This window comes from Streptomyces sp. NPDC088733, from assembly GCF_044751185.1.
In the GTDB taxonomy this organism is placed as follows: domain Bacteria; phylum Actinomycetota; class Actinomycetes; order Streptomycetales; family Streptomycetaceae; genus Actinacidiphila.
In genome coordinates this window covers 1-21,152 of sequence record NZ_JBIVLH010000032.1, presented here as the reverse complement: position 1 = coordinate 21,152, position 21,152 = coordinate 1, and the positions used below count along the sequence as shown (strand labels likewise).

The window sequence follows — 21,152 nt, the reverse complement described above, 5'->3', positions numbered from 1 at the left end:
GGGGCGGGCGGCGCTCAGACGCCGAGCCCCCGGACCATCAGGTCGAGCAGCGCGCACACGAACAGCGCCATGCCGATGAAGCCGTTGACCGTGAAGAAGGCGCGGTTGAGCCGGCTGAGGTCGCCCGGCTTGACGATGCTGTGCTCGTAGACGAACGCGCCGCCGACGATCAGCATGCCGATCCACCAGAAGGCACCGGCGCCCACGGCCAGTCCGTACCAGACGAGCAGCACGGTGGTCACCACGTGGCTGACGCGCGCGCCGTACAGCGCGCCGTCGATGCCGAAGCGGGCGGGCACGGAACGCACGCCGTGGGCGCGGTCGGCGGCGACGTCCTGGCAGGCGAAGATCAGGTCGAAACCGCCGATCCACACACCGACCGCGAGACCGAGGATCACCGCGTCCCACGACCAGGTCCCGCTGACCGCGAGCCAGGCACCCACCGGGCCCATGGCCTGGGCGAGTCCGAGGATCGCGTGCGGGTAGTCGGTGAACCGCTTGCCGTACGGGTAGACCACCATCGGCACCACCGCGACCGGCGCGAGCGCCAGGCAGAGCGGGTTGAGCAGGGCGGCCGCGCCGAGGAACAACGCCACGGCGATCAGCGCGCCGGTCCACGCCGAGCGCACCGAGACGGCGCCGGTGACCAGTTCACGCCCGGCCGTGCGCGGATTGCGGGCGTCGATCTCGCGGTCGATGATCCGGTTGCAGGCCATCGCGAAGGTGCGCAGGCCCACCATGGCGACCGTGATCAGGAAGAGCTGCCACCAGTGCACGCTCCGGTCCTCGGCGAACATCGCGCTGAGCGCGGCGATGTAGGCGAAGGGCAGCGCGAAGACCGAGTGCTCGATCAGCACCAGCCGCAGGAACGCGCGGACTTTGCCGTCGGGCCGGGGCGAGGGGCCGAAAAGGTCCGGGGTCGCGGATTCCGCGCTCACAGGTTGTACTCCTTCCAGCGGCGGTCGACCTTCGCGGCGGTCTCCGGGTCGGAGACCACCATCTCGGGCCAGCCGCCGTCGCGGGTGTAGCCCTCCTCGGGCAGCTTCCGGGTCGCGTCGATGCCCGCCTTGCCGCCCCAGAACTGCTGGTAGGAGGCGTGGTCGAGATGGTCCACGGGTCCCTCGACGACCGACAGGTCGCGGGCGTAGTCGGTGTTGCCCAGCGCCCGCCAGGCGACCTCGTGCAGGTCGTGCACGTCGCAGTCGGCGTCGACCACGACGATCAGCTTGGTCAGCGACATCATGTGGGCGCCCCAGACGGCGTGCATCACCTTCTGGGCGTGCTTGGGGTACTTCTTGTCGATCGAGACGATCGCGCAGTTGTGGAAGCCGCCGGCCTCGGGCAGGTGGTAGTCCACGATGTCCGGCACGATGATCTTCAGCAGCGGCAGGAAGAACCGCTCGGTGGCCCGGCCCAGCGGGCCGTCCTCGGTCGGCGGCCGGCCGACGACGATGGACTGCAGCAGCGGGCGCTTGCGCATCGTCACGCAGTCGATGGTCAGCGCCGGGAAGGGCTCCTGCGGGGTGTAGAAGCCGGTGTGGTCGCCGAACGGCCCCTCGGGCAGCGTCTTCCCGGGCTCCAGCCAGCCCTCCAGCACCACCTCGGCATGGGCGGGGACCTGGAGCGGCACCGTCTTGCAGTCGACCATCTCCACCCGCTTGCCCCCGACGAAGCCCGCGAAAAGGTACTCGTCGATGTCGCCGGGGAGCGGGGCGGTGGAGGCGTACGTCACGGCCGGCGGGCAGCCGAAGGCGATGGCGACCGGCAGCCGCTCGCCGCGCCGCAGGGCCACCTGGTAGTGGTTGCGGCTGTCCTTGTGGATCTGCCAGTGCATGCCGATGGTGCGGCGGTCGTGGCGCTGGAGCCGGTACAGGCCGAGGTTGCGCACCCCGGTCTCGGGGTCCTTGGTGTGCGTCAGGCCCAGGTTGAAGAAGGAGCCGCCGTCCTCGGGCCAGGTGAACAGCGCGGGCAGCGCGTCGAGGTCCACGTCGTCGCCGGTGAGGACGACCTCCTGGACGGGCGCGTCCTTCACCTTCCTCGGCGGGACGTGGGTCATCCCGGCGAGCTTGCCGAAGGCCTCGCGCACCCCGACGAATCCGTGCGGCAGTTCCGGCTTGAGCAGCCCGGCGATGCGGTCGCCGATGTCGGCGTAGGACGTCAGGCCCAGCGACTTCAGCAGCCGCCGGTCGGTGCCGTACACGTTCATCGCCAGGGGCATCGAGGAGCCCTTGACGTTCTCGAACAGCAGCGCCGGGCCGCCCGCCTTGTTCACGCGGTCGACGATCTCCCCGACCTCCAGGTACGGGTCGACCTCGGCGGTGACGCGCTTGAGGTCGCCGTCCTTCTCCAGGGCCCTCAGCAGCGAGCGAAGATCGTCGTAAGCCATGCTGTCCAGTATCCGGTACGCACTACTCTTGACCCGTCACCGGGGCCCTGTCATGCCCCGCCGTCGCTGCCTGGGGGGCACTTCCGCGATGATCCGGCTTCTTCCGTTCCTGCTGGTGCTGGCGTTGATGATCTACGCCTTCATCGACTGCCTCAACACTCCCGAGGAGCAGGTCCGCGGTCTCCCCAAGGTCGTGTGGCTCATCATCATCCTGCTCTTCGGCGAGATCCTGGTCGGCCCGATCGTCTGGCTGGTCGCGGGCAGGCACCGCGGCGCGCCGGCCGGCGGCAGCACGCCCGCGGAGTGGCACCGCAACCATCGCACGCAGTGGGTCGCCCCCGACGACAACCCGCAGTTCCTGCACTCGCTCCGCGAGGAGAACAAGCGCGACGAGCAGCTGCTGAAGAGTTGGGAGGCCGACCTGCGCCGCCGCGAGGAGGAACTGCGGCGCCGCGAGAGCGGTTCCGGCGGCACGCAGGACGAAACACCGCCCCGCGGCTGATCCCTGCGGGACACTGGCCGTCATGGACACCGCACAGGCGATGCTCACGACGGCCGTCGCCGAGGCCCGCGCGGGCCTCGCGGAGGGCGGCATCCCCATCGGCGCGGCCCTCTATGCCGCGGACGGCAGCACGGTCCTGGGCCGCGGCCACAACCGCCGCGTCCAGGACGGCGACCCGTCGGCGCACGGCGAGACGGCCGCCTTCCGCGCGGCCGGCCGGCAGCGCACCTACCGCGGCACGACGATGGTGACCACGCTGTCGCCGTGCTGGTACTGCAGCGGCCTGGTGCGGCAGTTCGGGATCTCCCGGGTGGTCATCGGCGAGGCCCGCACCTTCCGGGGCGGCCACGACTGGCTGGCGGAGCACGGGGTGGAGATCGTGCTGCTGGACGACCCGGAGTGCGTGGCGATGATGACGGACTTCATCGGGGCCCGCCCGGACCTGTGGAACGAGGACATCGGCGCATGATCCCCACCATCGACCTCGGCCCCTGGCTCTCCGGCGACGCCGCCGCCCGGGCCCGCGTCGCCACCACCGTCGACGAAGCCCTGTGCGCGGCGGGCTTCCTGCTGGTCACCGGGCACGGGGTCGATCCGGGCCTGCGCGCGGCGATCCGGGAGGCCGCCCGCCGCTTCTTCCTGCTGCCCACCGACGCCAAGCAGCCGTACGCGGTGCGGGTCGGCGGCCGCGGCTGGCTGGGCCCGGGCGCGGAGGCCAATGCCTCCGCGGAGGGCACGCCCACCCCGCCGGACCTGAAGGAATCCTGGTCGTTCGCGGCCGAGCGACCCACCGGCGATCCGGCCGTGGACGCCGAGTGGTTCCTGCCCAACGTCTGGCCGTCCCAGGTGCCCGGGCTGCGGCCGCTGGTGACGGAGTACATCGCGCGGATGCGCGAGCTGTCGGACCGCCTGCTGGAACTGCTCGCCGCCGCGCTGGGCGTGGCGCCGGACTTCTTCACCCGGCACACGGGACATCCCACCTGGGGCCTGAACCTCAACTGGTACCCCGGCACCGAGGTCGTCGGGGAGCCCGCGCCGGGCCAGTTCCGGATCGGCCCGCACACCGACTTCGGCACCGTCACCGTGCTCGACCGCCAGCAGGGCAAGGGCGGCCTCCAGGTCCACACCGATGCCGGCGGCTGGCAGGACGCCCCCTGGCACCCGGACGCGTTCACCGTCAACATCGGCGATCTGATGGCCCGCTGGACCGGCGACCGCTGGCGCTCCGGACGGCACCAGGTGCTGCCCCCGCCGGCCGACGCGCCGGCGGAGGAGCTGATGTCGCTGGTCTGGTTCTTCGAGTGCGACCCGGGCACCCGCGTCGTGCCGCTGCCCGCGCCCGTCGGCCGGGTCGCGTACGAGCCGGTGGACTCGCACACGTACCTGAGGGCCAAGCTGGACGCGATCAGCGTGGACTGAGTGATCCCCGCGCGGGCTCAGACGCCCGCGTAGGAGTGCTTGCCGGTGATGAAGATGTTCACGCCGTAGTAGTTGAACAGGAAGCACGCGAAGGCGAGCAGCGCCAGGTAGGCGGCCTTGCGGCCCTTCCAGCCGGCGGTGGCGCGGGCGTGCAGGTAGCAGGCGTAGACGACCCAGGTGATGAAGGACCAGGTCTCCTTGGGGTCCCAGCCCCAGTAGCGGCCCCAGGCCGCCTCGGCCCAGATCGCGCCCGCGATGATCGTGAACGTCCACAGCGGGAAGACCATGGCGTTGACCCGGTACGCGAACTTGTCCAGGCTCGCGGCGGCCGGCAGGCGGTACATGATGCCCGCCCAGGTGCCCTCGGCCTTGCCCGACGCGGCGAGGGCGGTCTCGTAGTGGTCGCGGAGGAGGTAGAGCAGCGTGGCGACCGCGCCCAGGTAGAACACCGCTCCGGAGATGATCGCGCAGGAGACGTGGATCCACAGCCAGTACGAGTGCAGGGCGGGAACCAGCTGGTCGCTGTCGGTGTAGAGGACGGAGACGGCAAGACCCAGGTCGAGCAGGACCGTCGTGGTCAGGATGAGCCCGATCCAGCGGACCTTCTTGCCCAGGGCGAGCAGCACGAGGTACGCGGTGACCGCGACGGCGCCGAAGGTCGTCGAGAACTCGTACATGTTGCCCCACGGCGCGCGCTGCACCGAGACCGCGCGGGCGACGACACTGCCCACGTGCATCGCCCAGGCCAGCGCGGTGAGGGAGATCGCCATCCGGCCGTAGGTGTCCCCCTGCCGGTCGCCGCCGGCGGCGCCGGGTCCGTCCGCGAAGCCCCGGTCGCTGCTGGAGGCACGGGTGACGACCGTGGGCCGCTGCAGGGTGGCGGTGCCGCCGCCCTTGACGGTGACGGTCACCGCGGGCCGGTCCGCGGCGGGTTCGGCGGCGAGCGCGGCGGAGGTCCTGGCGACCTTGCTGCGGCTGCCGAAGACCCACTCCGCGATGTAGGCGAGGAAGGCCAGCGTGTAGACCGCCATCGCCGAGTAGATCAGGTAGTTGCTGATATGGGCGACGTTCTCGTTGACCGCGGCAGCACTGGTCACGCGCGCGCTCCTTCGTCATCGGGCAGGGGGTGTTCTGAGGATTCCGGGTCCGCCGCGGGCAGCAGCGGTGCCGTGGACGTGAGGTCTGCGGCGAGGTCGCCGAGTTCTTCGGCGATCCGCACCGACTCGCTGCGGCCGAGACCGGCGAGCTCGACGACGGTGGTACCGTCCGCGCCGCGCACCGCCCGCACCCACACGCGGCGGCGCTGGATGAACAGCGAACCGGCCAGGCCGAGGATCGCGGACACCGCGCTCACCAGCGCCCAGCCGTTGCCGACCTGGTGGGAGACCTGGAAGCTGGCCCAGGTCTTGACGCCGTCGAAGGTGAGGGTGCCGTCGCCGTTCGGCAGGGTCAGCGTGTCGCCCTGCTTCATGGCCTTGCGGAGGATCTCTCCGCCGGCGTCCTTGAACTGCTTCATGTTGGCCGTGTCGAGCTGGTACACGTTCTGCGGAAGGCCGGCGTCCACGCCCAGGTCGCCGTAGTAGGCGGTGAGGACGAGCGCGGGGTAGTCCAGGGCGGGGAACGTGGAGTGCGGTCCCTGCGTGGCGTTGAGCCCGAAGGTCGGGGTGAACAGGCCGCTGAAGCCGTACTGGATCCGCTTGTCCGCGTGGTTGCGGGCGTCCATCACCTTGATCACGCCGGACGAGGTGAGGTTGCCGTCCTGCGGCAGGAAGGGCACCGGGCCCTCGAAGACCACATTGCCCTTGCCGTCCCGGACGGTGACCGAGGGCGCGTAGCCGTGGCCGATGAGGTAGACCTTCGAGCCGCCGATCTCCAGCGGCTTGTTGACCTCGATCGCCGACGGTGTCCGCTTGCCGTCCGCGCTCGTCCAGTAGTGGATGTGGGCGCGGAAGGTGCGCGGGGTGCCCTTCTCGGGACCGGAGCGGGCGTACGAGGCGGTGAAGCCGTCCAGCTTGAAGCCGAAGCTCGCCAGGTCGTCGGCGTTGTAGAAGGTGCCGGGCTTGAAGTCGTCGTACTGGGTGAGGGTGTTGTTGAAGCCGTCGCCCTCGACGATCAGCTTTCCTCCCTCGGCCTTGAACAGGCCGCCCACCGCGAAGGCGATCAACAGGCCGAACAGGGCCACGTGGAAGAGCAGGTTGCCCGCCTCGCGCAGATAGCCCTTCTCGGAGGCGACCGCTGAATCGGCCGTACGGGTCCGGAAGCGGCGGCCGCGCAGCACCCGCCGTGCCGCTTCGAGCACCTCGTCCGGTTCGGCCGCGGTGCGCCAGGTCGCGTACGCCGGGAGCCGGGTGAGGTTGCGCGGCGGCAGCGGCGGCTTGGCGCGCAGCTGGCCGACGAACTGCCAGCTGCGCGGCACGATGCAGCCGGCGAGCGAGACGAAGAGCAGGATGTAGATCGCCGAGAACCACACCGAGCTGTAGACGTGGAACAGGCCGAGCTTCTCGTACAGGGGCGCCACCGTGGTGTGCGCGTCCTTGAAGTCCTGCGCCTTGACCGCGTCGACGCTGGTCTGCGGGACCAGGGAACCGGGGATCGCGGCCAGCGACAGCAGGAAGAGCAGCACCAGCGCGACCCGCATCGAGGTCAGCTGCCGCCACATCCAGCGCAGCCAGCCCCACACCTCGCGGACGGTCCAGGCGAGCCCGCCGGTGAAGCCGGGCCTGCGCACGCCGCCGAAGGAGCCGGGCACGATCTCGCCCAGGTCCTCCACCGGCGCGGTCGACAGCTGGGCGCCGGCGGCCCCCAGGTCGGCGCCCGTGTCCGCGTCCGGGCCCGCTTCGGCCTCCGCGGGGCGGCCCGGGGCCGCCGTCTCGCTGTTCTTGGAGCTCATGGATCAGATCCCTGGGGTGAAGCCGGTCGTCCAGATCTGCATCTGGTACACGATGTGGTCCCACACGCCGGTGACGAGCAGGACGCCGACGGCGACGAGCATGCCACCGCCGATCCGCATCACCCACACATAGTGGCGCTTGACCCAGCCGAAGGCCCCGAGGGCGCGGCGGAAGGCGAGGGCCGCCGCTATGAACGGCAGCCCGAGACCGAGGCAGTAGACGGCGGTGAGCAGGGCGCCGCGGCCGGCGCTGGCCTCGTTGAACGCGAGCGCGTTGACGGCGGCGAGCGTCGGGCCGATGCAGGGGGTCCAGCCGATACCGAAGAGCACACCGAGCAGCGGTGCTCCCGCCAGACCCATCGTCGGCCTGCGGTGGAAGCGGAACTCGCGCTGGGTGATGCCGCCGACCAGGCCCATGAAGGCCAGTCCGAGGACGATGGTGAGCGCGCCGAGCACCTTGGTGATGACCGTCTTGTGCTCCTGCAGCGTCCAGCCGAAGTTGCCGAACAGCGCGCCGCCGGAGACGAAGACGGCGGTGAAGCCGATGACGAACAGCGAGGCCCCGGCGAGCATCCGCCCGCGCCGCGCCTCGGCGAGGTCGGTGCCGGTGACGCCGGTCACGTACGACAGGTAGCCGGGCACCAGCGGCAGTACGCAGGGGGAGAAGAAGGAGACCAGTCCCCCGAGCAGCGCGACCGGCACGGCGGCGAGCAGAGCGCCGTTGAGCACGGTCTGGTTGGCGGCGACAGCGAGTGTGCTCACGTCACTTCTCCGCGACCACCGGGTCGAGTGCCTTGTGCAGTTCGCCCGCGCTCAGCTCCTTGAGGGCGCGCACCGCGATCTTCCCCTGCCGGTCCAGGATCAGGGTGGATGGAATGGCCTGCGGGTTGAGGCTGCCCTTGGGGAAGCGCAGCAGGAGGTCGCCGGCGGGGTCGTACAGGCTCGGGAAGGGGATGCCGAACTCGTTCTCGAACGCCTTGGCCTGCGCGGTCTGCAGGTCCCGGGTGTTGATGCCGACGAACTCCACGCCTTGGGGCTTGGTCTGCTTCGCGACCTCGGCCAGGTGCGGCGCCTCGGCCCGGCAGGGCGGGCACCAGGAACCCCAGACGTTGACGACGACGACCTTGCCCTTGTAGTCGGCGAGGCTGAGCTGAGCGCCGTCGACGGTCTTGCCGCTCAGTTCGGGGGCGGCCGTCCGGTGCCCCTGCGCGATCGTGGTGATCTCGCCGGTGCCGCCGACGTAGTTGCTGCCGCCGGCGCCGTTGGAGGAGGCCGAGGAGGTCGAGCAGGCCGTGACGGCCAGCGCGAACGCAGCCGCGCCGGCCAGCGCAGCGGTGGTGCGGAGCAAGCGGCGTCGGAGGGCGCGCGTAGGACTCATGTGAAAAGTTTCGCATGTGGTCCCGAGCGATCTTGCGCACCCCCGACACCTTTGCCGAAAGCGGCGAATGCCCCGTATAAACGGCGCCTAATCGCGGTCCGGGGCCCGTCCGGCGAACGCCGCGGTGAACGCCTCCTCGAAGGCCTTGAGGTCGTCGGGCCTGCGGCTGGTCACCAGGACGTTCGGGCCGGTGGGGTCGACCACGACCTCCTGGTCGAGCCAGGTGCCGCCCGCGTTGGTGATGTCCGTGCACAGGCTGGGCCACGAGGTGAGGGTGCGTCCGCGCACCGCGCCGGCCTCGATCAGCAGCCACGGCGCGTGGCAGATCGCGGCGACCGGGCGGCCCTCGTCGAAGAAGTCCTTGGCGAAGCGGACGGCGTCGGGGTCCAGGCGCAGCTGGTCGGGGTTCGCGACCCCGCCGGGGAGCACGAGGCCGTCGAAGTCCACCGAGGCCACCTCTTCGAGGGTGTCGTCCACGGGGAAGGTGCCGGCCTTGTCCAGGTGGTCGAAGGCCTGGACGGTGCCGTGTTCGCGGGAGACGAGCCGCGGGGTGCCGCCGGCCTCCCGCACGGCCCGCCACGGGCTGGTCAGTTCGATCTGCTCGACGCCCTCGGCGGCGACGAGGAAGGCGATCTTCCTGCCCTGCAGCGGTGCGGTCATGGGGTCCCCTTCGGTGCCTGGTCGCGGGTCAGGAGCCGTTCGCCGACGGTTCAGGAGAGGATCGGGGCGGTCCCGGCGGGCGGGAACGCCCCGTTCCGGGGATCGCCTTCCCCGAGCGGATCGGGCGAAACAGACCCCGCGCCGCGGGTGGGGATACGTTCCTGCGCCAGAAACCGCCGCCAGCCGCCGGGAGGCGGCAGGCCCGGCCCGAGGGTGCGCAGCTTCGCCAGCACCGCCGGGTCCTGCACGTCCAGCCAGTCCGCGAACTGCCGGAAGGACACCATGCGGACCTCGTCGTGATCGGCGATCCGCCGCAGCGCGTCCTCCACGGCGTCCATGTAGATGCCGCCGTTCCACCGCTCGAAGTGGTTGCCGATGAACAGCGGCGCCCGGTTGGTCTCGTACGCGCGCAGGAAGCCGGAGAGGTAGGCGTCCCGCGCCTGCCGTTCCCACTCGGGGTAGTTGGCGGGATTGCCGCGGGTGGAGTTCGCCGACTGGTTGGCGAGCATGTTGTAGTCCATCGACAGGACCTCGAAGGAGTGCCCCGGGAAGGGCACCGACTGCAACGGCAGGTTCCACATCCCCAGCAGCCTGCCCGGCCACATCTGGAGGCCGCCCGGGGCGCTCGCGTCGTACCGCCAGCCGAGCCGCGCGGCGGTGGGCAGCAGCCCGCCGCGGCCGAGCAGACAGGGGGTGCGGCCGCCGGTCAGCTCCCTGCGGTAGTCGAAGGGCAGGGCGGGCAGGTCGTCGAAGCCGGTGTTGGTGCGCCAGTTCTCCACGAAGGAGACCGCCTGCTCGATCTCGCTGCGCCAGTCCGCCGGGGTCCAGCGGCCCACCGAGCCGGAGCCGGCGCAGAAGTGGCCGTTGAAGTGCGTGCCGATCTCGTGCCCCTCCAGCCAGGCCAGCCGCACCTGTTCCAGGGTGGCGCGCACGTGCGTGTCGGAGAGGTAGCCGATGGCGGAGGCCCCGACGGGGTTGTTCGGCGGCCGGTACAGGTGCTTCCTGGACTCCGGGAGCAGGTAGATCCCCGAGAGGAAGAACGTCATCTTCGCGCCGTGGTCGTCGGCGACCTTCCGGAAGCGCGAGAAGAGCCCGTCGTCGAGTTCGCCGGCGCCGTCCCAGGAGAACACCACGAACTGCGGGGGCCGCTGCCCCGGCTCCAGCCGGTCGGGAACCGGCTGGTGCGGCTGCGGGCCGGTGTCGGAAGTGGAACCGTCGCCGATGGGATGGGCGCTGTACGCCGTGCCGGTCGGCCCCGTCCCCCCGCCGGGCGCGCGGCGGCTCCGGGTGTGATCCCTGCCACACCCCGCCAGGCCCGCGGCGGCGGCACCGGCCGCCAGGCCCAGCACTCCACGTCGGCTGATCTCCCGCATTCCGCCCCAATCCCGTGCGCGCAGCGGCCTCCTCGCACTCGTGCCATGGCGAGGGGGCGGGCTCCTCCGTCGCGCGGTGGATTCACCGGGAAAGCGGAGTGATTCGGCCACGGTGGCGGTGCGCGGGTCGCGCTCCGGACGGGACGGACGGCGGGCGCTCGGGACGGCGGGCGGCCGGGGGCACCGGCCGCCCGCCGAGGGGGCTCAGGCCCCGAAGCCCTTGCTGCCGCCCTTGACCGGCTTCGCGCCGGCCAGCAGGTGGGCCGGGACGAGATCGCGGGCGGGTTCGGTGTACCCGACGGAGACGATCTTGTCGTCCTCGTAGGTGAACGTGGTCAGACTGGCCAGGGTGCACTGCCGCTTGCGCGGGTCGTGCCACAGCCGGCGCCGCTCCACGGCACTGCGCACGGTCCAGATCGGCAGCTGGTGGCTGACGCAGACCGCCTCGTGGCCGCGCGCGGCGTCGCGGGCGGCCTCCAGCGCGCTCGTCATCCGCACGACCTGGTCGACGTACGGCTCGCCCCAGCTCGGCCGGAACGGGTTGACCAGGAGCTTCCAGTTCGACGGGCGCCGCAGGGCACCGTCGCCCACGCCGAAGGTCTTGCCCTGGAAGGCGTTGTCCGCCTCGATGAGGCGCTCGTCGCGCGCGACGTCCAGACCGAGCACGGAGGCGATGGGCGCCGCCGTCTCCTGGGCACGCTCCAGCGGGGAGGCCACCACATAGGTGATGTCCCGCCCCGACAGGTGCTCCGCGACCCGGTCGGCCATCTTCCGCCCCAGGTCGGACAGGTGGTAGCCGGGCAGGCGCCCGTAGAGGACTCCGCTGGGGTTCTCCACCTCGCCGTGCCGCATCAGGTGGACGACCGTGATCTCGCTCATGCGGCGGCCTCCGCGGCGGCGCGGGCGGCGGCCGGCAGGGCGGCGGCGATCCGCTCGACGGCGGCGTCGTCGTGCGCCGCCGAGACGAACCAGGACTCGAAGGCCGAGGGCGGCAGGTAGACACCCTGCGCCAGCATCGAGTGGAAGAAGGCGGTGAAGCGGTGCGACTCCTGCCGCTTCGCCCCGTCGTAGTCGGTCACGCGACCCTCCGTGAAGAACACGGAGAACATGTTGCCCGCGGTCTGCAGGCTGTGCACGACGCCCTCCTTGGACAGCGCCTCGCTCACCAGGCCGGACACCTCGGCGGCGACCCGGTCCACGGTCGCGTACGCGGCGGCGTCCAGCAGCCGCAGCTGCGCCAGGCCCGCGGCGGTGGCCACCGGGTTCCCCGACAGGGTGCCCGCCTGGTAGACCGGGCCGGCCGGGGCCAGGTGCGCCATGACGTCGGCACGGCCACCGAAGGCCGCGGCGGGGAAGCCGCCGCCCATGACCTTGCCGAAGGTCATCAGGTCGGGGCGGACGCCGTCGATGCCGTACCAGCCGGCCCTCGACACACGGAAGCCGGTCATGACCTCGTCGGAGATGAAGAGCGCGCCGTTCTCCCGGCACAGGTCCGCGAGCCCCTGGTTGAAGCCCTCCGCCGGGGGCACGACGCCCATGTTGCCCGGCGAGGCCTCGGTGATCACGCAGGCGATCTCACCGGGGTGCGCGGCGAAGGCGGCCCGCACCTGGTCGAGGTCGTTGTAGGGCAGCACCAGGGTGTCGCCGGCCTGCGCGCCCGTCACGCCCGGCGTGTCCGGCAACCCGAAAGTGGCAACGCCGGAACCCGCGGCGGCCAGCAGCGCGTCCACATGACCGTGGTAGCACCCCGCGAACTTGATCACCTTGGCCCGGCCGGTGAATCCCCGTGCCAGGCGGATCGCCGACATGGTGGCCTCGGTGCCGGACGACACCAGCCGCACCTGCTCGACCGGCGCGACCCGCGCGACGATCTCCTCGGCGAGTTCCACCTCGCCCTCACCGGGGGTGCCGAAGGAGGTACCGCGGGCGACCGCGGCCTGCACGGCGGCGATCACGTCGGGGTGCGCGTGGCCGAGAATCATCGGTCCCCACGAGCACACGAGATCCACATATTCGCGGCCGTCCGCGTCCTTGAGGTAGGGACCGGAACCGGACACCATGAATCGGGGCGTACCGCCCACGGCGCGAAAGGCGCGAACCGGGCTGTTCACCCCACCAGGGGTCACGGCGGCTGCTCGATCGAACAAGGTCTGAGAAACTGGCGCGTCGTAGGCGTACGGATAGCTCACAAGCACATGCTCTCAAATGCCGGGCGTTGCGCGATGAGGTATCGACCGTGCATCTGAGACGATGATCGGGTTGCGCGGTTGGGTCTGCGGATGGTCGGGTAGTGGAATGCAGCGCGGTGGCGAACGCGGTGGCGATCTGGACGACGGGGGCGACGACCCCGATCCCGAGCACGCCCGTACCACCGGCCGGCAACGCCGGCCGTCAACAGAGCGCGACAAGGCCGTTGAGAAACGCGGGAGCAGGGGTGGCCGAGTGGGGGTGACCTACAAGTACTTCGGCGCACCCGACGGTGCAACCGCCGCGCGGGTCCCCATCTCCATGCGTCCGGAGGAGCTTGGCGGCGACGAACTGGGCCAGGGCATGTACACCAAGGTCAAGCCGGAGACCATGGCCGCCATGGTGCTCACCGGTATCGAGGGCATACCCCCGGCCAAGGTCCCGCCGCTGGAACTCGTCGTCCTGCACCCCGACTACGCCGTCGTCAAGCTGCCCGTCTCCGTCGTGGAGCCGCTGCGCAAGGCCGACGAGGAGGCCCTCGGCGCCGCCGCGTTCATCTGGTCCACCGTCCCCGACCGGCGCGGTCCGCGGGACGCCTTCATGATCTACAAGATGCTCCACGAGTGGCAGGACTTCGCCCAGCGCTGCCACGAGAGCGGGCACCAGCTGTACTGCCTCGTCTGGCCCTGAGCCCCCGGATACGCGAAAGGCCCGGCCGACGTCGCTACGACGTCGGCCGGGCCTTCGCGCGTGGGTCAGTTGGCGGGGGTGGACTCCACCGGAGCCGGGGCGGGCGCCTCGGCGGGGGCCGCCGGAGCGGCGGGGGCGGCAGCCTCGACCGGAGCGGCGGGGGCGGCAGCCTCGACGGGGGCCGGAGCCGCGACCGGCGCGGGCGCCTCGACGGGAGCCGCGGGGGCGGCGACCGGGGCCGGGGCCTCGGCCGGAACCGCCGGCGCGGCCACGGGAGCCGCCGGGGCCGCAACGGGCGCGGCAGGCACGGCGGGAGCCACGGCGGCGGCAGCCGCAGCGGCGGCCGCTGCGGCGGCGGCCTCCTCGACGGCCTTGGCCTCGGCGGCCTCCTCGGCCTCGATCTCCGCGGTGTGCTTGGCCACGAACGCCTCGCCCAGGACCTCGCTGGCCTCCTTGAGGTGGTCGAGCTCCACCTCGCCGTTCTCGGCGACGTGGCCCTCCAGGGCCTCGAACATCCTCTCCACCGGCTCGTGCGAGCCGCCGAGGCGCTGCTCGGCGTAGACCGCGACGCCCAGCTTCAGGAAGAGCTCGGCCGTGCGGCGGTTGACGGTGAAGTCGTGGATGGCGTCACCGCCCGCGTCAAAGCCCTTCTCGATGACCTCGAATGCCTTCTTGATGAGACTCACGCTGTGCTCCCCTGCACGTGCCTGTCGGCCGACTGCCTGACTGTGACCTGATCTGACCTGTACTGACCCGAACTGCGCAGTGCTGTAAGGCAACTGACCGAACGGGCCGGTCCGCGCCGACCCTATGGCAGTTCCCCGGCCGATGGGCAGTCGCCCCGGTCCCAATCCGTCCCCGGTGCGGAGGCCTTGACGGGGCGCCGGACGTCACGCCCGGTGCGACGCCGCCGCGCACTGCTCCCGCGTGATCGCCGAGCCCCGTACCGGCTGCCCGTGCGCGGGCGCCGTCGCCGTACGCTCGAAGGCCATGCCGAGCTCGGCCATGACGCGGGCGGAGGCGTGGCGGTCGACATGGCAGATGCTCACGAGCCGGTCCGGCCCGACCCCGGCGAAGGCGAACTCCGTTGCCGACGGGCGGCTTCGGTCGCGCGACCGCGGCCCCGGCGGGCCCGTCCCCGGACGGACCCCGGGCAGGAAGGCCGGCACCGTTAGCACGGCCCGGCCCTGCCCTGCCCGCGAGTTCATCCGCGCCGCGGACCTCGACTTCCGGGTACGGGCCGAGCCGGCCCCGAGGAAGCGCATGACCTCCGGATCCGCGTCCTGTCCCGCCGTGCCCGCAGGCGAAGCCCCGGCGTCAGCCGTTCACTGCGGTCGCGCGGCGTGCGTCCGCACAGCGTCGCGCAGTTGGCGCGGGGAGGGGTTGACCATGGCGCGGCCGGCGACGGTCACCGTGGGCACGGTCTCGTTGCCGCCGGCGACGGAGCGGACGAAGGCCGCGCCGTCCGGGTCCCGCCAGATGTTGACCTTGGAGTGGCGCAGCCGGGTCACGAACAAGTAGAGCCGCAGCCGCATGCAGTAGGGGCAGCCGGGCCGCCAGTACACGACGACCCCGTCGTCGCCGTGCGTTTCCGCTCCGGTCATGCTTCCCCGCTCGCCAGGCGTGGCAGCCGCGTACCGTGCAGCCACGGTTGGAACACCAGCGCGTCCAGGTCGCGGTCGCTGTGCCGGTGGGCCAGTGCGATGAACTGGTCGGTGGTCACGCTGCCATGGCGGTGCGTCCTGGTCCAGTCCTGTGCCAGCGCGAAGAAGGCGGCGTCGCCCATGGCGGTGCGCAGCGCGTGCAGGGTGAGCGCGCCGCGCTTGTACACCCGGTCGTCGAACATGCGCCGTACGCCGGGGTCGGACAGGCGCAGGTCCTGCGGCAGGGAGGCGAGCCGGGCGTGCGTGCGGGCGGCGTGGCGGGCGGCGGGTATGCCGCCGGAGACCTCCGACCAGAGCCACTCGGCATAGGCGGCGAAGCCCTCGTTGAGCCAGATGTGCTGCCAGTCGGCGATGCTGACGCTGTTGCCGAACCACTGGTGGGCGAGCTCGTGGGCGACGAGGCGCTCGAAGCCGCGCCGGCCGTCGACGTGGTTGCGGCCGAAGATGGACAGCGCCTGCGCCTCGACGGGGACGTCGAGCTCCTCGTCGACCACCACGACCGCGTACTCGGCGAACGGGTAGGGACCGAACATCCCCGTGAAGGCCCTCATCATCTCCGGCTGCCGGCCGAAGTCGTGGCCGAAGTCCGCCACCAGCGCCGCGGGGACGGCGGCGGGCTGCGGCACCTCGCCGCCGATGTGGTCGATCAGCTCGTACGCGCCGATCTGGACGGTCGCCAGGTACGTCGGCATCGGCTCGGCCTGCTCGTACACCCAGGTCGTGCTCGAGGCGCCGACCCGGTACGACTCCAGGCTGCCGTTGGCCACGACCGCGTACGCCGACGGCGCGGCCACCGTGATCCGGTAGCTGGCCTTGTCGCCGAGGTGGTCGTTGCAGGGGAACCAGGAGGGCGCGCCGATCGGCTGGCTGGCGACGAGGGCGCCGTCCTCCAGCTGCTCCCAGCCGAGGTCGCCCCAGTCGCGGGTGCGCACCGGCCGGGGGTTGCCGACGTAGCGGACCTCGATCTCGAACGGGCCGGCCGGCAGCGTCTTCAGCGGCTTGATCCGCAGCTTGCCCGCCCGGTGGCTGTAGCGGCAGGGCCGGCCGTCGACGAGGACCCGGTCCAGTCGGAACGGGCCGAGGTCGAGGCTCAGCCCGGACAGCGCGCGGGTGGCGACCGCCGAGATCCGCGCGCGGCCCGACAGCCGGTTGGCCGCCGGGCGGTAGTCGAGCTCGAGGTCGTAGTGGGCGACCTGGTAGCCGCCGTTGCCGTGCTCGGGGAAGTAGGAGTCGGCGGACACGTCCGCCCCCGGCGTGGCGGGGACGCCCTCCCCGCCACGCACGCGCTTGCCGTTGCTCACCCTCTGCGGGCCCCCTCTGTGTGCCAGGCGGAGATCGGGTTGCCCAGCCACCGGGTGTCCTCGGGAACGCTCTCCCCGCGCATGACCAGCGAGGCCGGGCCGATCGTGGTGCGCGCGCCGACGGTCGCCCCGGGCAGCACGATGCCGTGCGGGCCGAGCGTGGCGCCCGGCTCCAGGACGACCTCGTCCATGCGCATGATCCGATCGTGGAACAGGTGCGTCTGCACGACGCAGCCGCGGTTGACGGTGGCGCCGTCACCGACCCTGACCAGGTCGGCCTCCGGCAGCCAGTACGTCTCGCACCATACGCCCCGCCCGATCCCGGCCCCCATGGTCCGCAGCCACAGGCTCATCAGCGGGGTGCCGCCGAGCGCGCCGACCGCCCACGGCACGGCCAGCACCTCGACGAAGGTGTCGGCCAGTTCGTTGCGCCAGACGAACGAGCTCCACAGCGGCCGCTCGACCGCCCGGAACCGCCCGACCAGCAGCCACTTCGCCTCGATGGCCACCGCGCACGCCACCGCGCCCGCGGCGGTCAGCAGCAGCCCTCCGGCGAGCAGCGCCACCACGACGCCGAACCGGCTCGCCAGCACGGCGTACCCGGCCAGCAGCAGCACGGCCAGCGCGGCCGCGCACATCAGCGGGACGACGCGGCACAGCTCGACGGCCCCGCGGGCGATCACCAGGTGCCGGGGCGGCGCGAAGGTGCGGCTCTGGTCGGCGGCCTCGGGGGTGCGCGGCAGCTTCATCGGCGGCATGCCGAGGTAGGAGCTGCCCGCCTTGGCGCCCTTGGGGGTCGACGAGAGCACACCGACCAGGCCGTTCTTGGGCACCGAGCGGCCGGGGGCGGTCATGCCGGAGTTGCCGAGGAAGGCCCGCTTGCCGATCCGGGCACCGGCGATGCGCATCCAGCCGCCGCCCAGCTCGTAGGAGCCGACCATGGTGTCGTCGGCCAGGAAGGCGCCGTCGCCGACGGTGGTCATCGAGGGCAGCGCGAGCACGGTCGAGGCCTCGACGCGGCTGCCGACCTTCATGCCCAGCGCCCGCAGCCACACGGGCGTGAACAGGCTCGCGTAGAACGGGAACAGGTGCCCGCGGGCCATGTCCATGAGGCGTTCGGTCGCCCACGCCTGCCAGGCGACCCGGCTGTGCACGGGGTGGTGCCCCTCGCGCAGCCCGAGGCCGAGCAGCCGTACGCCGCCCAGCACCAGCAGCGCGTACGTCAGCAGCCAGGCGAGCGTGGCGAGCGGCACGGCGGAGAGCGCGGCGCCCAGGGAGGCGTGCCCGGCACCGCGCAGGAAGGCGGCGAGGACGAGCACGGCGGGGACCGCGGCCGCGGTCGGCAGCAGACCGAGCGCGAACGAGGCCAGCTCGTAGGCGAGCGCCCAGCGCCGCCTGCGCGGCGGCCGGCTGTCGGGCCAGCGGTGGGACGCCTTGCCGCTGCGGGTCGCGGGCACGCCCGCCCAGCGCTGCCCGGCGGGGACGGCGCCCTTCACTCCGGAGCCCGGCGCGATCTCGGCGCGCTTGCCGACCCGGGCCCCGGGGAAGAGCGTGGAGCGCGAGCCCACGGTGGCCCCGGCACCGATCCGGATCTTGCCGATGTGCAGCAGGTCGCCGTCCACCCAGTGGCCGGCGAGATCCACCTCGGGTTCGACGGCGCTGCCCCGGCCGAGCTTGAGCAGGCCGGTCAGCGGCGGCAGGGAGTGCAGGTCGGCGCCGTCGCCGATGCGGGCGCCCAGGGCCCGCGCGTAGTGGGTCAGCCAGGCGCCGGTCAGCTGGGTGGCGCCGCTGAAGTGGGCGAGGCGTTCCGCCGTCCACAGCCGCAGGTGCACGCCTCCGCCGCGGGGGTACGTTCCCGGGCGCACGCCGCGCAGCAGCAGCCGGGCGCCGCCCGCGGAGATCGCCAGGCGGCCCGCCGGGCTGATGAGCAGCGCCCACCCGGCGGCGATCCCCCACCAGGACACCGCGGGCACGCCGATGGGGGCGCCGAGCAGCGTCAGCACGTTGCCGACGGCGGCGGCCACCACACCCCAGCGCAGTCCGGCCACGGTGAGCAGCGGCAGCATCAGGGCGAGCTGCACGGCGGCCGCGCGCCGGGGCACCGGCGCGATGGTGCGCGCCGCGGTGCGGCGGGCGTCGGCCTCGTCCAGCCGGGCGGCGAGACCGGCGAGCGTGGGGTTCTGGTAGATGTCGCTGACCGAGGCGCTGGGGACGCGGCTGCGCAGCTGCGAGACCAGCCGGGCGGCGGTGAGGCTGCCGCCGCCGAGCGCGAAGAAGTCCGCGTCGGGGCCGGTGGCGGGCGCGCCGAGGATCTCGCCCCACTGCTCGGCGAGCCAGGTCTCGGTCGCGGTGAGGTCGCCGGGCAGCGCCGCCGCGGCGTCGAGCGCGGGCAGCGGCCAGGGCAGCGCGTCGCGGTCGACCTTGCCGGAGGTGCGGGTCGGCAGCGTGTCGACGACGGCGATCAGCGGCACGAGGGCGGCGGGCAGCGCCTCGCGCAGCCGGGCCAGCGCGTCCGTCTGGTCGAAGGCGTCGGTGCCGGCGACGTAGCCGACGAGGATCTGGTTGCCGGCCCGGGTGGTGCGGACGGCGGCCGCGGCGCCCGCGACCTCGGGCAGCGCCTGGAGCGCGGCATCGATCTCGCCGAGTTCGATGCGGCGGCCGCCGAGCTTGATCTGCTCGTCGGCGCGGCCCATGAAGAGCAGGCCCTCGGGCTCGGCGCGGACCAGGTCGCCGCTGCGGTAGGCGCGCTCCCAGTTCAGGGAGGGCAGGGGGGCGTACTTCTCGGCGTCCTTGGCCGCGTCCAGGTAGCGGGCCAGGCCGACGCCGCCGATGACCAGTTCGCCGGTGGCGCCCATGGGCAGCGGCACGCCGGCGGTGTCCACCACGGCCAGTTCCCAGCCGTCCAGCGGCAGCCCGATGCGGACCGGGCCCTCGCCGGTGAGCTGGGCGGCGCAGGCGACGACGGTGGCCTCGGTGGGGCCGTAGGTGTTCCACACCTCGCGGCCCTCGACGGCCATGCGCTCGGCGAGCTCGGGCGGGCAGGCCTCGCCGCCGAAGATCAGCAGGCGGACGTCGTCCAGGGCCTCGATGGGCCACAGGGCGGCCAGCGTCGGCACGGTGGAGACCACGGTGATGCCCTGCTCGACCAGCCAGGGGCCGAGGTCCAGCCCGGTACGGACGAGGGAGCGCGGCGCGGGCACCAGGCAGGCGCCGTGCCGCCACGCCAGCCACATCTCCTCGCAGGAGGCGTCGAAGGCCACCGACAGGCCGGCCAGCACCCGGTCGCCGGGCCCCAGCGGCTCCTCGGTGAGGAAGAGCCGGGCCTCGGCGTCGACGAAGGCGGCGGCGGAGCGGTGGGTGACGGCGACGCCCTTGGGCTTGCCGGTGGAGCCGGAGGTGAAGATGATCCACGCGTCGTCGCCGGGCCCGGGGCGGCGGCCCGGTTCGCCGCGGGGCGCGGCGTGCGGGGTGACCGTGCGGTGCTCGCCGATGACGGCGCAGACGCCGGCCTCGGAGAAGACCAGCTCGGCGCGCTCGTCGGGGTCCTCGGCGTCGACGGGCACGTAGGCGGCGCCCGCGGCCAGGACGGCGAGGATCGACACGTACAGGTCGACGGTGCCCGAGGGAACACGGACGCCGACCCGGTCGCCGGCGCCGATCCCGGCGTCGGCCAGGCGGCGGCGCAGCCGCTCGGTCTCGGCGGCCAGCGCGCGGTAGCTCAGCGCGGTGGTGCCGTCGTCGACGGCGGCCGCGGCGGGGTGCGCGCGGGCCGTGGCGGCCAGGATGTCCAGCAGGGTGCGCTCCGCGGCGGCGTCGCCGGCGCGGAAGAGCGCCGGTACGGGCTCGTCCGGCGCGGCGTCGGCGCCGTGGAGGGCGTCGTCCAGCAGGGGCAGCTGCGGGAGCGGTGAGTCGACGAGTGTCACGCGTGGCTCCCCGGCTCGGGCGAACCGGACACCGGTGGTGCGGCGAAGCACGCTCCAAACAGGTCGATCCGGTCACTCATGGCCGTGAACCGACGCATGTCAAACCCTCCAAAAGCTCAGGACCACTGCGGTGCCGGCAACACCTCGACCGGCCGGCCGGGGACTGCGCTGTCCCCGCTCGCGGGCTACTCCCGCGACTGGCATACGCCTGGCACATCCCCGTTCCGCTCCCGTCCGTTCCGGACGGCGACGGGCCCTTTCACCTGGCGTCACAAATAGCGAACAGCGAGTTTACCTGCTGTTAATCCGCACGGCTCGCCGAAACGGGCGCCAAGTGGCTGGTCTCACAACCGGCCGTCAGCCGGCGACACTCGGTCAACCCCTCCTTTCCGCAGGCGACACGACGGTCCCGACGCCGTTCACCCGTCCTTCCCCGGCGGTTGGGCCGGGGCCCGCGATCCGCCCGTAGCGTCCGGGCGACGCTGCCCAACGGCCGAGAGCGGGATCACCATGTGCGACACACACCACAGACCGGACGGACCTCAGTTCGGCGCGAGCCGCCGTTCCGTCCTCGTCGGCGCGGGGCTGGCGGGCGCCGCCGTCGCGGGGGGGGGGGGCGGCCCCCCCCCCGCCGGGGCCCCCCCCCCCCCCCCCCCCCCCCCCCCCCCCCGGGCGGGGCGCCCCCCCCCCCCCCCCCCCCCCCCCGGGGGGGGGGGGGCCCCCCGAAAAGCCAGGGCCGCGACGGCAGGCCCGTCGTGCGTCGGCGGGAACCGCCGTCA

19 protein-coding genes are annotated in these 21,152 nt (G+C 72.8%); 4 read left to right on the top strand and 15 right to left on the bottom strand.

Going from position 1 to position 21,152, the window contains the following annotated elements; all coding sequences use genetic code 11:
• Positions 1-14 precede the first annotated feature (14 nt).
• Together mqnP and ACIP64_RS36895 are read right to left on the bottom strand one after the other, a co-directional pair.
• Positions 15-938 carry a menaquinone biosynthesis prenyltransferase MqnP gene (mqnP, locus tag ACIP64_RS36900; RefSeq protein WP_401595940.1) on the bottom strand — a complete coding sequence of 308 codons (924 nt, stop codon included), beginning with the start codon at positions 936-938 and terminating at the stop codon, positions 15-17.
• Positions 935-2,386 (bottom strand): menaquinone biosynthesis decarboxylase, encoded by a 1,452-nt coding sequence (locus ACIP64_RS36895; protein ID WP_401595938.1) that lies wholly within the window; start codon positions 2,384-2,386, stop codon positions 935-937. The genes mqnP and ACIP64_RS36895 overlap by 4 nt, the downstream gene beginning before the upstream one ends.
• A gap of 88 nt (positions 2,387-2,474) precedes the next feature.
• Here ACIP64_RS36895 and ACIP64_RS36890 point away from each other — a divergent pair, with 88 nt between their 5' ends.
• Genes ACIP64_RS36890 through ACIP64_RS36880 form a run of 3 tightly spaced genes read left to right on the top strand, consistent with a single transcriptional unit; the run spans position 2,475 to position 4,307 of the window.
• Positions 2,475-2,888, top strand: coding sequence for a PLD nuclease N-terminal domain-containing protein (locus ACIP64_RS36890; RefSeq protein ID WP_401595935.1), 414 nt, complete (start codon positions 2,475-2,477; stop codon positions 2,886-2,888).
• A 22-nt stretch (positions 2,889-2,910) separates the two neighbouring features.
• The gene (locus ACIP64_RS36885) at positions 2,911-3,357 is read left to right on the top strand and encodes a nucleoside deaminase (RefSeq protein WP_401595933.1); all 447 of its coding nucleotides are present in this window, start codon (positions 2,911-2,913) and stop codon (positions 3,355-3,357) included.
• Positions 3,354-4,307 carry an isopenicillin N synthase family dioxygenase gene (locus ACIP64_RS36880; protein WP_401595931.1) on the top strand — a complete coding sequence of 318 codons (954 nt, stop codon included), beginning with the start codon at positions 3,354-3,356 and terminating at the stop codon, positions 4,305-4,307. The genes ACIP64_RS36885 and ACIP64_RS36880 overlap by 4 nt, the downstream gene beginning before the upstream one ends.
• Before the next feature lie 17 nt (positions 4,308-4,324).
• On the opposite strand, the gene ccsB is transcribed toward ACIP64_RS36880, so the two are convergent.
• From ccsB to hemL, 8 genes are all read right to left on the bottom strand, one after another.
• On the bottom strand, positions 4,325-5,404 hold the full coding sequence (ccsB, locus tag ACIP64_RS36875; protein ID WP_401595929.1) for a c-type cytochrome biogenesis protein CcsB: 1,080 nt from the start codon (positions 5,402-5,404) through the stop codon (positions 4,325-4,327).
• Positions 5,401-7,197, bottom strand: a complete 1,797-nt coding sequence (locus ACIP64_RS36870) for a cytochrome c biogenesis protein ResB (RefSeq protein ID WP_401595926.1) — start codon at positions 7,195-7,197, stop codon at positions 5,401-5,403. The genes ccsB and ACIP64_RS36870 overlap by 4 nt, the downstream gene beginning before the upstream one ends.
• Positions 7,198-7,200: 3 nt before the next feature.
• Positions 7,201-7,959, bottom strand: coding sequence for a cytochrome c biogenesis CcdA family protein (locus ACIP64_RS36865; protein WP_401595923.1), 759 nt, complete (start codon positions 7,957-7,959; stop codon positions 7,201-7,203).
• A gap of 1 nt (position 7,960) precedes the next feature.
• On the bottom strand, positions 7,961-8,575 hold the full coding sequence (locus tag ACIP64_RS36860; RefSeq protein WP_401595920.1) for a TlpA family protein disulfide reductase: 615 nt from the start codon (positions 8,573-8,575) through the stop codon (positions 7,961-7,963).
• An 87-nt stretch (positions 8,576-8,662) separates the two neighbouring features.
• On the bottom strand, positions 8,663-9,235 hold the full coding sequence (locus ACIP64_RS36855) for a type 1 glutamine amidotransferase domain-containing protein (RefSeq protein ID WP_401595918.1): 573 nt from the start codon (positions 9,233-9,235) through the stop codon (positions 8,663-8,665).
• 50 nt (positions 9,236-9,285) lie between these two features.
• Complete coding sequence (locus tag ACIP64_RS36850; protein ID WP_401595915.1) at positions 9,286-10,608, bottom strand: hypothetical protein; 1,323 nt, start codon at positions 10,606-10,608, stop codon at positions 9,286-9,288.
• 204 nt (positions 10,609-10,812) lie between these two features.
• On the bottom strand, positions 10,813-11,487 hold the full coding sequence (locus tag ACIP64_RS36845) for a histidine phosphatase family protein (protein WP_401595913.1): 675 nt from the start codon (positions 11,485-11,487) through the stop codon (positions 10,813-10,815).
• Positions 11,484-12,797, bottom strand: coding sequence for a glutamate-1-semialdehyde 2,1-aminomutase (hemL, locus tag ACIP64_RS36840; protein WP_401595910.1), 1,314 nt, complete (start codon positions 12,795-12,797; stop codon positions 11,484-11,486). Before hemL ends, ACIP64_RS36845 begins: the two co-directional genes overlap by 4 nt.
• A 106-nt stretch (positions 12,798-12,903) precedes the next feature.
• Between hemL and ACIP64_RS36835 the strand changes: the two genes are divergently transcribed.
• The gene (locus ACIP64_RS36835; protein ID WP_401595907.1) at positions 12,904-13,485 is read left to right on the top strand and encodes a hypothetical protein; all 582 of its coding nucleotides are present in this window, start codon (positions 12,904-12,906) and stop codon (positions 13,483-13,485) included.
• A 65-nt stretch (positions 13,486-13,550) separates the two neighbouring features.
• Here the strand turns inward: ACIP64_RS36835 and ACIP64_RS36830 are convergent, their stop codons facing one another.
• The 5 genes from ACIP64_RS36830 to ACIP64_RS36810 all read right to left on the bottom strand — a co-directional run bounded on the left by ACIP64_RS36830 (position 13,551) and on the right by ACIP64_RS36810 (position 20,373).
• Positions 13,551-14,171 carry a hypothetical protein gene (locus tag ACIP64_RS36830; RefSeq protein WP_401595904.1) on the bottom strand — a complete coding sequence of 207 codons (621 nt, stop codon included), beginning with the start codon at positions 14,169-14,171 and terminating at the stop codon, positions 13,551-13,553.
• Positions 14,172-14,375: 204 nt separating this feature from the next.
• Positions 14,376-14,534, bottom strand: a complete 159-nt coding sequence (locus ACIP64_RS36825) for a hypothetical protein (protein ID WP_401595901.1) — start codon at positions 14,532-14,534, stop codon at positions 14,376-14,378.
• 276 nt (positions 14,535-14,810) lie between these two features.
• Positions 14,811-15,089: a glutaredoxin domain-containing protein gene (locus ACIP64_RS36820; protein ID WP_401595898.1), complete on the bottom strand. Its 279-nt coding sequence runs from the start codon at positions 15,087-15,089 to the stop codon at positions 14,811-14,813.
• Entirely contained in the window at positions 15,086-16,450 is a 1,365-nt protein-coding gene (locus tag ACIP64_RS36815; protein WP_401595895.1) for a M1 family metallopeptidase, read from the bottom strand. Before ACIP64_RS36815 ends, ACIP64_RS36820 begins: the two co-directional genes overlap by 4 nt.
• Positions 16,447-20,373 (bottom strand): Pls/PosA family non-ribosomal peptide synthetase, encoded by a 3,927-nt coding sequence (locus ACIP64_RS36810; RefSeq protein WP_401595892.1) that lies wholly within the window; start codon positions 20,371-20,373, stop codon positions 16,447-16,449. The genes ACIP64_RS36815 and ACIP64_RS36810 overlap by 4 nt, the downstream gene beginning before the upstream one ends.
• Positions 20,374-21,152: the final 779 nt, after the last annotated feature.

What these genes read in the sequence shown, in the direction of transcription:
- ACIP64_RS36895 (WP_401595938.1), bottom strand. Translation starts at nt 2,386, where the DNA reads ATGGCTTACGACGATCTTCGCTCGCTGCTGAGGGCCCTGGAGAAGGAC.
- ACIP64_RS36890 (WP_401595935.1), top strand. Translation starts at nt 2,475, where the DNA reads ATGATCCGGCTTCTTCCGTTCCTGCTGGTGCTGGCGTTGATGATCTAC.
- ACIP64_RS36885 (WP_401595933.1), top strand. Translation starts at nt 2,911, where the DNA reads ATGGACACCGCACAGGCGATGCTCACGACGGCCGTCGCCGAGGCCCGC.
- ACIP64_RS36880 (WP_401595931.1), top strand. Translation starts at nt 3,354, where the DNA reads ATGATCCCCACCATCGACCTCGGCCCCTGGCTCTCCGGCGACGCCGCC.
- ACIP64_RS36870 (WP_401595926.1), bottom strand. Translation starts at nt 7,197, where the DNA reads ATGAGCTCCAAGAACAGCGAGACGGCGGCCCCGGGCCGCCCCGCGGAG.
- ACIP64_RS36860 (WP_401595920.1), bottom strand. Translation starts at nt 8,575, where the DNA reads ATGAGTCCTACGCGCGCCCTCCGACGCCGCTTGCTCCGCACCACCGCT.
- ACIP64_RS36855 (WP_401595918.1), bottom strand. Translation starts at nt 9,235, where the DNA reads ATGACCGCACCGCTGCAGGGCAGGAAGATCGCCTTCCTCGTCGCCGCC.
- ACIP64_RS36850 (WP_401595915.1), bottom strand. Translation starts at nt 10,608, where the DNA reads ATGCGGGAGATCAGCCGACGTGGAGTGCTGGGCCTGGCGGCCGGTGCC.
- ACIP64_RS36845 (WP_401595913.1), bottom strand. Translation starts at nt 11,487, where the DNA reads ATGAGCGAGATCACGGTCGTCCACCTGATGCGGCACGGCGAGGTGGAG.
- ACIP64_RS36835 (WP_401595907.1), top strand. Translation starts at nt 12,904, where the DNA reads ATGCAGCGCGGTGGCGAACGCGGTGGCGATCTGGACGACGGGGGCGAC.
- ACIP64_RS36820 (WP_401595898.1), bottom strand. Translation starts at nt 15,089, where the DNA reads ATGACCGGAGCGGAAACGCACGGCGACGACGGGGTCGTCGTGTACTGG.